This is a genomic window from Micromonospora sp. NPDC007230 (assembly GCF_042869115.1).
Classification (GTDB): Bacteria; Actinomycetota; Actinomycetes; order Mycobacteriales; family Micromonosporaceae; genus Micromonospora.
In genome coordinates, this window is the sequence record NZ_JBIAFE010000060.1 from 1 (window position 1) to 8,705 (window position 8,705).

Consider the following 8,705-nt stretch of genomic DNA (forward strand, 5'->3'; position numbering starts at 1 on the left):
GCACGCTGTCGCCCACCGCACCACCGCGATCGTGCGGGCCACCCTGGTTCTGCGCCGCGTCAGAGCCGAGCGCCGTGCAGGATGAAAATGGCTCACTGGAGAACCCGGGACGCATACGTTTCCTAGGCGAGGCGTCCCGGGTCCAGATGCGACGACGGCCCGCCTTGTGGCGGGCCGTTTCGTGTTTGTGCCGCTCGGTCCGCGGCACGGCTGTGGCTGTCTCCCTGGGGAGGCAGCGTTGGCGTGGCTCAGTCAGGGGAATGTGTTCGGCGGTGTGGAGCCGTCGATGCTTGAGGTGGCGCCCCGCTCGGGCGAGGGGGTACCGCCCGGCGCTGGATTCGCCCGGTCGGTAGGTGGGCCGGTATGGCTCGTCGGTAGGTGGCCGCCGGTCCAGGAGGCGGCTTATGCGCGGGATTCGCGCAAGACGGGCGGGCGACAGCTGGGGAATCGGCAGATGTTGACGGCGAATGCGGGCTCTTGGCGTCGGTGCGACGGTGGGGGCCCCGGGTGTTCGTGTTAGCGGCGCACTGGGTGCGCGGCCTGGTCCGCACGGAGTGTGGCGGCCAGGTCCCCCGGGATGACGGCGTAGGGTTCTACGGCCAGGAGCACCTCGGCCGGGTCGAGGATCGTCTCGACCAGGCCAACCCGAACCATGTCGGGTTTGTTGTCGGGGTCGGTGACCGGGTCCCAGGCGAAGTCGACGACGGTCGCGAAGAAGGTGCGGTGCGGGTTCCAGCCGACCTGGACCGTGTAGCGGTCGAAGCCGGGTTTGGGTGTGAGGGTGTAGTTGCTCATCGTTTCCTTTCCATAGGGGTGAACGGCCGAGCCGGCTGACATGAGGTGCGCCGAGTGGGTCCTGCCGCGGCGAGGCTGCTGATGAAGGCCGGCGCGAACGCCGGAGGACCGGTTCTCATGCCTCGGGCTGGCGGGCGCGTCCCTCGGCCATCTCGACGACCTTGTCGCGTCGCGCGGCGGGAAGGCCGGCGAGCAAGTCGACATACTGCTGTTCCTGTGCGGTGACCGGCTGCGCGAACGCCTGCTTGTAGGCCAGGCGCGCTGCCTCGTGTGCGGCTTCGATCGCGCCGCTGTGGTCGTGGGCGACGGCGGCCTGACGCAACTGCTCGGCCGCGGCAAGCGGGTCGCGGGACAGCGTGATGTCGTAGATGCGGAAGTTCGCCGAAAGGTCCGCCGCGCCGATCGCCGTGATCAGGCACAGGTTCGCCTGGACGTGGTGGGCGTATGCCTCGGTGCGGGCGGGTGTTTCGCCGCGAGCCCGCACGGCGGCGCGTTCGGCGTTCCAGTGCAGCCGGGCATCTTCGGCGTGTCTGGCGAGGGCGAGCAGCATGCTGCGAGTGGGATCCACTGTCTGCCTCCTGTTGTTGAGGGTTTCCGGCTAGCGGGTTGAGGGCTTGATTCGGGCAGCGGCGACGGCCTGCTCGAACACCGATGGCGGGAGTCCGCCGTGCAGCGACTGCAGCAGCATTCCGGCGAGCTGGTATGCGGGATCCACCTGCAGGGCACGGTGCGCTGCCATGGCGGCCAGGGCGCCGTCGCCGCAGCGCCACGCGGTGAGCGCGAGCAGGGTGGCCGGTGCCGGCACGAGCACCTCTTCGGCGCGGCGGGTGATGTCGGCCCAGAACGTGACGTGCCGGTCGTGCGGCTGGGTGAGGTCCGCAGCAAGGTCCCGCACGGATGGCCGTTTCAGGAGCACGGTGAGCCAGGCGACCTCGTCGTCGGTGAGGCGCTTGCCCCCGTCGTGGTGTCGCAACGCGTCGCGGACTGCGTGGGCGCCGGCTTCGTCCACGCCCGTGTTGCCGGCGGCGCTGACCGCCTTCAGGCGGGTGATCGCCTCCCGGGTTGCGCGGCGTATGCCGTCACGGGCGGCGCCGCCAACGGGTGCGAACCGGGCGGCAACGGCTGCCCGGTCCGGTAGTGCGACCAGCCCGGCGGCGGTGGCCTGCACGGCGACGAGTGAGGTCGGGTCGAGCGGGGTTCCTTGGGGTGGACAGCAAGCGGGGTTGTCGCAGGTGAGGTTGTAGACCCGGGTGCCGGTGACGCGTAGCAGTTGCCGGAGGGCCATGCCGCTGGCGGTGAACGCGTCGCCGACGCTGCCTAGTGCCGGGTTGACGTGCTCGGGATCGCCGTAGCCGATGAGCATGATGTGAGTGATCGGCTGCTGCCGCCGCACGACCGGGACCAGGTTGGCGGCGAGGTCGAACAGGTGGCTTGCGGGGGCGCCGGGGGCGGGCAGGTCGGCCCGGGCGGCGAAGACGACGCGGCGGCCCCTGTTGGCGAGTACGACGATGCTGCCGTCGCTGGGACGGAAGCCGAGGAGGTACGGCACCGCGGTTACCAGGTCGGCTGGGGATCGCACGGTCAGCTTATTGTCTGGAAACGGCATGATGATCTCCACTGCTGGTTGAGGTCGACAATTGGCGGGAGGCGAGCGGGTAGGCGCCGCGCGTGCCCGGCGTCGGCTGGGCGCGGCGCGACGCGGCCCCTGCGGGAACAGGCGCGCCGATCACCGGATCGGCGCGCCTGAGGGTTCAGTCGCTGTCGGGGTCCAGGTACAGGTCGATACCGGCGCCCTCGAGGCTGGTGGTCACCGTGATCGGGTGATGGTCGATGCCGGCGAGTGCCCGGGTCAGGTCGGCGCGGACGAGGGCTTTGGCGGCTGCGGTGGCGGCGGTCGAGGTGGTGTGGCCGCGGAGCCAGATCTCGTACTCGTGCCGCCACGGAATCCGCCAGCCGTCCTTGTCGCATGTGGCGTGCTCGGGGATGGTCCAGCCGTACGCGGTCCACGGCCGTGTCTGGTCGGGGCTGCTGGTGGTGGCCGCGCGCATCGTGTCTCGTGCCGCGTCGTAGGCCTCCCGGGGGGTGCCGGCGGCGATCGGCAGCGTCAGGTCGGCGACCACGGTGATGTGGTGTGCGTGAGGCAGTGGGTCGAGCTTGAGGTCGACGAGGAACCGGTCGACTCGCTGCGCGGTGTGTTGATAGATGCCGCCGATTTCGTCGTCGACGAGTGCGCTGATCGCGCGGGCGCGGATGCTGCGTCGCAGGTCGGCGAGAGCTTGTACCGCCGCGTCATGTGCGGCCGTCGCGGCGGTGAGGTCGCCTGCGAGTTCGGTCAGCGGCGCCGTGCCGGCCGCGGGTTGCGTGTCGGTGTCGATGTCGTCCAGCGGGACGTCGTCGGGGCTGTCGGCGGTTTGCCATGTCAGCCCGGTGAGGGTGATGCCGGCGTCAGCCAGCCCAGGCAGGTGGCTTTCCATGATCGTGCGTGCGGCGTCGTGCGCGTCGGTCTCACGGGTTGCCGTGACCCATGTCTGGAGGGTGACCTGCACGGTGATGCGGTACCGCCGCGGATCGGGTTGGCCGTTTGCGTTCGGTGCGGGTCTCACGTCGATGACGTGTCTCGGGTAGACCGCCATCGCCGGCTGCAGCAGGCGCAGTTCGTCCGGTACGCCGCAACGTGCCTGCTCGCGGGCCTCGTTGTGGTCGGTGTGCGACCGCGTGTACGACAGCTGCGCATCAGCGAAGACGGTCCAGCGTTGCGGCAGCGGTTCCAGGCCCCACGTGACGAGGGCGTCCTCGCAGCCGGGCCGGCAGATCAGTTTGTTGCGCAGGGCGGCGATGAGCGCGCAACGGGCGTTGACGGCCAAGGTGTGCCGCTGCTCGATGGCGGCGATGGTGTCGGTGTGCAGGGTGCGGATCTGGTCCGCGAGGCTCGCGTCGGTCATCGCTGTGCCGCCCGATTGCTCGCAGCCGAGCGGGTGCTGGTGACCAGCCCGGCGCACGCGGCCGGCCGAGTGGCGGCCAGGTCGTGGGCTCGGCCGGATCCTCCGTTCCCGGCGACGAGTGCGGTGACACCGCTGAGGAGGGGCGGGGTTGGGTTGTCGTGGTCGGCGAGGGGATCGCCGTCTGGCATCAGGTGCTGACGCATGGTTCCTCCTTTGGGCATGAAGAAGAGGCCGCCACCGGGTGGTGGCCGCCTGACGGGATGGGAATGTGCCCCTGGCGCGGATACGGCAGCAAGGGGCGGGTGCTGGGTCTGAGGCTGGCGGACGGCGGCCGACCGGGGAAGGGTGGGCGCGATGCCGCCGCGGACGCGTCAGATCAGCACAGGAATAAGGAGAAGAGTCCTCAGGCTAGCCGCGTTGCTGCTGCGGTGGCTGGGGCTGTCAGGTCCGGCCGGCTGGCAGAACCTGACAGCCCAGCTCACGCCTCTCCGAGGGCTCCGGCGGCGGGTCCCTACCGGCGAGGACGACGCTGGCGGCCCGTGGCCGTCAGCTCGCAGACACTCGCCTGACGGCCGGCCGTTTCGGGCACGGCCGTGGCGGCGACACGCCGAGCCTCGGACCGGTGCACCGCCCGCGCCAACAGCAGCGGTGCCGTCAGCGTCAGCGCTGCAGCCAGGCGGACAGTTCGCCCATCGCCCAGCGTCACGAGTAGTACCGCAATGCCGCCTATGGCGGCGGTGTCGACGGCAGCCTGCGCGGTGAGGTACAGCAGCCGCGCCTGGGGTAGCGGAGAGTGGTACGCCCAGACCCGGAGTGCCTGCCCGGCTGACTCGGCGGCCATGTACGGCAGCCAGGAGGTGAACAGGAGGGCGGCTGCGCCGAGGAGGGTGAGCGGGGATTCGGCCAACGCCGCCAGTAGGACCGCCAGGGTGGCCACGCCGATCAGCGGGCCGATCCACGGGTCTGCGGCCTTAACCAGGTTGTGGACCAGCCGCGACCATACGGCGAGCCACAGTCCCGCCATAGCGCTGACGGCGAAGGTCAGGGCACGGTTGTGGGCGGTGTTCGCGAACGCGTTCACGATCATGGATGTGGCGAGGAAGACCAACGCGTTGGCGCCGCTGTACGTGTTGCGTTTGATGAGGCTGTGGATCTGCAAGTCCATGTTTACTCCAGCAAAGAGCAGACGGGGCGTGGCGGCTCGTAAGCCGCCACGCCCCGTCGGTTTTTGCGACAAGGGGCCACTGGGATGTGTTGACTCGAGCTGCGCTGGCGGCGCCGGCTGTTAGGAGGTCGGGTCGGTGACGGTTGCGGTACCGGCAGGACGTACGACATCGCGACGCAGGACGAGCACATCCTCGTGCGCGACGAGGTGCACGGGGAGGCCCTCGGCCCTGGACTTGCGTACCGCCATGAGCCCGAACATCGAGGCGCGGTGCACGATCTGGCCGTCGCGGACGGCGGCGAGCATCGCCGCGCACCGCTGCACCGGTGTCAGCCCGACCTGCTGCGCGACGGTCAGCAGTTCGCCGGGCAGGTCGATGAAGTCGTCCGGGCGGCGGCGTACCGGTCGGCAGGTGATGACCACCGTGCCGCCGGGGCGCAGCAGCTGGTAGCTGGCGGCCAGGATCGCGGCGAACCCGTCGAGCAGACCTGACCATCCGGCGTAGGCGAGGTTGCCGCGCGCACGGTCGCCGTACAGGTGGGCCCTCTTCCTGACCCCGGCACCGGTCATCCGCACCAGACCGTGGGTGGACCGCCCATACGGCGGTGAGGTGAGCACAAGCCCGACCTTGCCGACCGCGGACGCGGGGGCGAGATCGAGCAGCTTGGTCGCGTCGCCGGTGACGACCTTCGCCGTGCCGGCAGCGCCCTGAGACACGGCGAGGGCGACGTTGGCCGCCGCCAGGGCGGTGAACCGCGGTTCGATGTCCACGCCGAGCGCGTGCCGCCCAAGGTGCACGGCCTCGACGAGGGTGGTGCCCGACCCGCACATCGGATCGAGCACCAGGTCCCCCGATGCGGTGTAGGCGGCGATGGCGTGCGCGGCGAGGTGAGGCAGCATCTTGCCCGGATGCGTGGACGACTCCGGCACGTACCGGCCGCGTCGCTGGTCACGAGCAGGCTGCTGGCAGGTCAGCCACACGGACGTGATCGGCATCGGCTCAGGCATCGCCATCGCCTCCCGCCGTCGGGCGGGCAAAGACCAGGACATCGGTGTGGATGTCCAGCTGTGTCCGCTGGCCGCGCACGGGTGGCTGGTCGGCCGCCACGATGTGCTGCAGGTAGGACAGACCTGCCTGCTTGGCCGCGATGACGACGTCGACCGGAAGGATCGGGTCGCCGTGCGCCAGCAGCACGACCAGGCAGCCGCCGGGCAGGAGCCTCGCCCGACCACGAGCGAAGAACTCGACTGGTGCGCCGACGCCGCGGGCGAGTGGCCAGCCGGTGACGATCAGCATCGCCGCCTCGCTCCCCCAGCCCGTCGAACGCGCCGCCTGCAGGTGGCTGTGGCGGTGAGCGGCGAGGACGGCGCCGGCGAGTTGCGGTCCGTCGGTCAGGTCGATGATCAGGTCGGACGGGTGGGTGAGGTTGTAGACCAGCCGCATGCCCATCGCGTGGGACATGGTCTCGCCCGGCTGCGGGGCGGGTATCGGCCAGACGGTGATGGGCACGGGCGGGTCGCCGGGCACCACGTCCCCGACGGGGACGGGTGCGTTGTGATGGTTTCTCTCGGTCATGGGCATGGTGGCCCCCGGACCGGCGGGCGTACTGACGGTCCTCAGTGCGCCGCTGACAGCCCGGTCGAACCCGTCCCCGGCCTGGCAAAACCGGTCAGCCCCCGATCTCTGACGGCCGCGTCGGTGGGCGCGGGCGGTCGGCGCAGCAGCGAACCTGACACCACCGGGCACGACCTGTCCCGGTCTGACAAACGCTCGTGGTGTCAGGTCGGGCTGTCCCAATCGAGGTCTCGGAGCCGTCGCACATCGCGAAGCGCTCCCCCTCGAGAGGACATCACCATGCCGGCGACCACCCGCACGAGGACGGCCGACACGGCCCTGACCACCGCCGAGAAAGCGTTCGAGATGCTGACCTGCGAACCCGCGCCGCTGGTGTTCGACGCGCGTCCGGTGCCGGGCCTGCCGGACGCGACGATGCCGCTGGACGAGCTGCGCAGCCTGCTGGTGTGCGGGCGCTACGACAGCGACACCACCGACGAGCTGTGGCGGCAGCTGGCCCACCACGCCCGCGAACGGGGACCCGCCTGGGTCGTCGGCGCGATCGGCGTGGCCCTGCCCGCACTCACGCACCTCGCCGCGAAAATCAGCCGCGGCCACGCCCGGCACGCCGACGACGTGGACTCCGAAGTCCTGGCCGGGTTCCTCCACGCACTGCGCACCGCAGACCTGGCGCCGCCTCGGCTGTGGCTGCGGCTGTGCTGGGCGGCATGGCGCGCCGGAGCCGCGGTCGTCAAGGCCGACGACGGCGAGGAACTGCCGCTGGACCTGCCCAGCGGCTCGCGGTCGCCGAGGATGCCCTACGGGCACCCGGACTTGCTGCTCGGGCGAGCAGCCGTCGCCGGCCTGATCACCGCCGAAGCCGCCGAGCTGATCAGCGCGACCCGGTTCGGCGATGCGCTGATCGAGCACCTGGCCGCCGAGCAGGGCGTGACCGCGCCGGTCCTGCGCATGCGCCGCCGCCGCGCCGAACGCATCGTGGCCGCAGCCGTCACGCGAGGCGACCTGTCCGGCCCGATCCGCTCGCCCGGCCGTCGCGAAGCCGTCATGACGGCCTGACCACCTCGAAGTAGGGCGGGCCAGCGGTTGGTCGGCAAGGCCTGCCCCGGCGTGGCCGCCGTCAGGGTCCCGACCAGGCGAGCGACTGCCACTGGGACCACCCGTTGTACGAGCGCTAGTCACGTCGTTCGGCAAAATGAAGATCATGCGAGGCGGCCGCTGCTCGGGCCACCGAAGGTCGGGCTCTGACCTGCGCGAGCACCGGGGAGGCCGGGATTGGCACTGGTTGTCTTGTCGGTTGTCGAGCAGCGGTTGAACGCGGTTCGTGCGGTGCTGGCCGGGTCAGATGTCATGGAGGTGGCCGCCAGCCTCGGGGTGCATCGGTCGACGGTGCATCGGTGGGTGGGCCGGGTATCTGACTGAGCAGCTGGCCGGGTTGGCAGCGGCAACGCACCCCCGACGCCGCCTGGCAAGCCCACCCGGACCGGTTCACCCGCCGCCCCGACCCCAGACCCTGCCCGACACCGTGTGGATCAACAAACCAGCAGCTCAACCCGCAGATCTACAGAACACCTGACCACGAAACGTCTCACTTGACTTGACAGGCTCCGAGGCCCGGAATGTATCTGGCTTATAGCCGTCCGTATATCGACCATCTTTAACCTTCGCTCGTCGTGTCTCTATGGAGCCGGAGGGTGATGGTGAAGAGACGTGCGAGGGGCCTTCTGATCGGGGGCCTGGCGGTGGCCTTGGTGGCCACGTTGGGCGGGATGGAGGCCTTACCGGGCCGTGATTCCGACCGTGCTGACCAGGCTGCGGGCAGCGGCAAGGACGACGAGGGCGGGCTGCTGTCCCGGCTCGGCGACGCCGCGCGTGGGCTGGTCGACGGTGGCTCCGGCCGGGCGCGGCCGGAGGTGGTCAGCGCCGGGCTGTTCCAGGCCGAGAAGCCCCTGCAGGGTAGGGAGTGGCCGCCGCAGAAGCGGGTGCGGGAGTTGCCCGGTGAGCGGACGGCGAACACCAAGACCTTCCAGTTGTCGGATGGTCGGACGCAGGCGGAGATCTCGTCGGTGCCGGTGCATTACCAGGACGCGCAGGGCCGGTGGCAGCCCATTGACACCACGGTGCGGCCCACCTCCGAGAAGGGGTACGTGCAGGGCAATCGCACGAACACCTTTACCAGCCTGTTCGGTGACACGTCGAAGGATCTGGTCCGGTTCGAGGCCGGGGGCCG

At 70.5% G+C, this 8,705-nt stretch carries 11 protein-coding genes; 3 read left to right on the forward strand and 8 right to left on the reverse strand.

The genetic code is table 11. The features are described from left to right. Positions 1 to 516: 516 nt before the first annotated feature. From ACFYML_RS36290 to ACFYML_RS36325, 8 genes are all read right to left on the reverse strand, one after another. The gene (locus tag ACFYML_RS36290; RefSeq protein ID WP_387424959.1) at positions 517 to 795 is read right to left on the reverse strand and encodes a hypothetical protein; all 279 of its coding nucleotides are present in this window, start codon (positions 793 to 795) and stop codon (positions 517 to 519) included. Between the two features lie 115 nt (positions 796 to 910). Then, positions 911 to 1,345, reverse strand: a complete 435-nt coding sequence (locus tag ACFYML_RS36295; RefSeq protein WP_387424960.1) for a hypothetical protein — start codon at positions 1,343 to 1,345, stop codon at positions 911 to 913. Positions 1,346 to 1,393: 48 nt separating this feature from the next. Next, positions 1,394 to 2,374, reverse strand: a complete 981-nt coding sequence (locus ACFYML_RS36300; RefSeq protein WP_387424961.1) for a DUF4192 domain-containing protein — start codon at positions 2,372 to 2,374, stop codon at positions 1,394 to 1,396. A gap of 172 nt (positions 2,375 to 2,546) precedes the next feature. Then, entirely contained in the window at positions 2,547 to 3,737 is a 1,191-nt protein-coding gene (locus tag ACFYML_RS36305; RefSeq protein WP_387424962.1) for a hypothetical protein, read from the reverse strand. Beyond that, entirely contained in the window at positions 3,734 to 3,940 is a 207-nt protein-coding gene (locus tag ACFYML_RS36310) for a hypothetical protein (protein ID WP_387424963.1), read from the reverse strand. Before ACFYML_RS36310 ends, ACFYML_RS36305 begins: the two co-directional genes overlap by 4 nt. 308 nt (positions 3,941 to 4,248) lie before the next feature. Next, positions 4,249 to 4,902 (reverse strand): hypothetical protein, encoded by a 654-nt coding sequence (locus ACFYML_RS36315; protein WP_387424964.1) that lies wholly within the window; start codon positions 4,900 to 4,902, stop codon positions 4,249 to 4,251. A gap of 120 nt (positions 4,903 to 5,022) precedes the next feature. Continuing rightward, positions 5,023 to 5,910: a TRM11 family SAM-dependent methyltransferase gene (locus tag ACFYML_RS36320; RefSeq protein ID WP_387424965.1), complete on the reverse strand. Its 888-nt coding sequence runs from the start codon at positions 5,908 to 5,910 to the stop codon at positions 5,023 to 5,025. Further along, positions 5,903 to 6,478, reverse strand: a complete 576-nt coding sequence (locus ACFYML_RS36325) for a hypothetical protein (RefSeq protein WP_387424966.1) — start codon at positions 6,476 to 6,478, stop codon at positions 5,903 to 5,905. Before ACFYML_RS36325 ends, ACFYML_RS36320 begins: the two co-directional genes overlap by 8 nt. A gap of 279 nt (positions 6,479 to 6,757) precedes the next feature. Between ACFYML_RS36325 and ACFYML_RS36330 the strand changes: the two genes are divergently transcribed. From ACFYML_RS36330 to ACFYML_RS36340, 3 genes are all read left to right on the forward strand, one after another. Next, positions 6,758 to 7,534: a hypothetical protein gene (locus ACFYML_RS36330; RefSeq protein ID WP_387424967.1), complete on the forward strand. Its 777-nt coding sequence runs from the start codon at positions 6,758 to 6,760 to the stop codon at positions 7,532 to 7,534. 252 nt (positions 7,535 to 7,786) lie between these two features. Next, a complete protein-coding gene (locus tag ACFYML_RS36335) occupies positions 7,787 to 7,897 on the forward strand; it encodes a helix-turn-helix domain-containing protein (RefSeq protein ID WP_387424969.1) in 111 nt (36 codons plus the stop codon). A gap of 347 nt (positions 7,898 to 8,244) precedes the next feature. After that, the coding region (locus ACFYML_RS36340; protein WP_387424968.1) for a hypothetical protein at positions 8,245 to 8,705 on the forward strand (461 nt) is incomplete at its 3' end.

Bases quoted from the DNA above. Each gene is read 5' to 3' on its own strand.
- ACFYML_RS36290 (WP_387424959.1), bottom strand. From the start codon at position 795: ATGAGCAACTACACCCTCACACCCAAACCCGGCTTCGACCGCTACACG.
- ACFYML_RS36295 (WP_387424960.1), bottom strand. From the start codon at position 1,345: ATGCTGCTCGCCCTCGCCAGACACGCCGAAGATGCCCGGCTGCACTGG.
- ACFYML_RS36305 (WP_387424962.1), bottom strand. From the start codon at position 3,737: ATGACCGACGCGAGCCTCGCGGACCAGATCCGCACCCTGCACACCGAC.
- ACFYML_RS36310 (WP_387424963.1), bottom strand. From the start codon at position 3,940: ATGCGTCAGCACCTGATGCCAGACGGCGATCCCCTCGCCGACCACGAC.
- ACFYML_RS36315 (WP_387424964.1), bottom strand. From the start codon at position 4,902: ATGGACTTGCAGATCCACAGCCTCATCAAACGCAACACGTACAGCGGC.
- ACFYML_RS36320 (WP_387424965.1), bottom strand. From the start codon at position 5,910: ATGCCTGAGCCGATGCCGATCACGTCCGTGTGGCTGACCTGCCAGCAG.
- ACFYML_RS36325 (WP_387424966.1), bottom strand. From the start codon at position 6,478: ATGACCGAGAGAAACCATCACAACGCACCCGTCCCCGTCGGGGACGTG.
- ACFYML_RS36330 (WP_387424967.1), top strand. From the start codon at position 6,758: ATGCCGGCGACCACCCGCACGAGGACGGCCGACACGGCCCTGACCACC.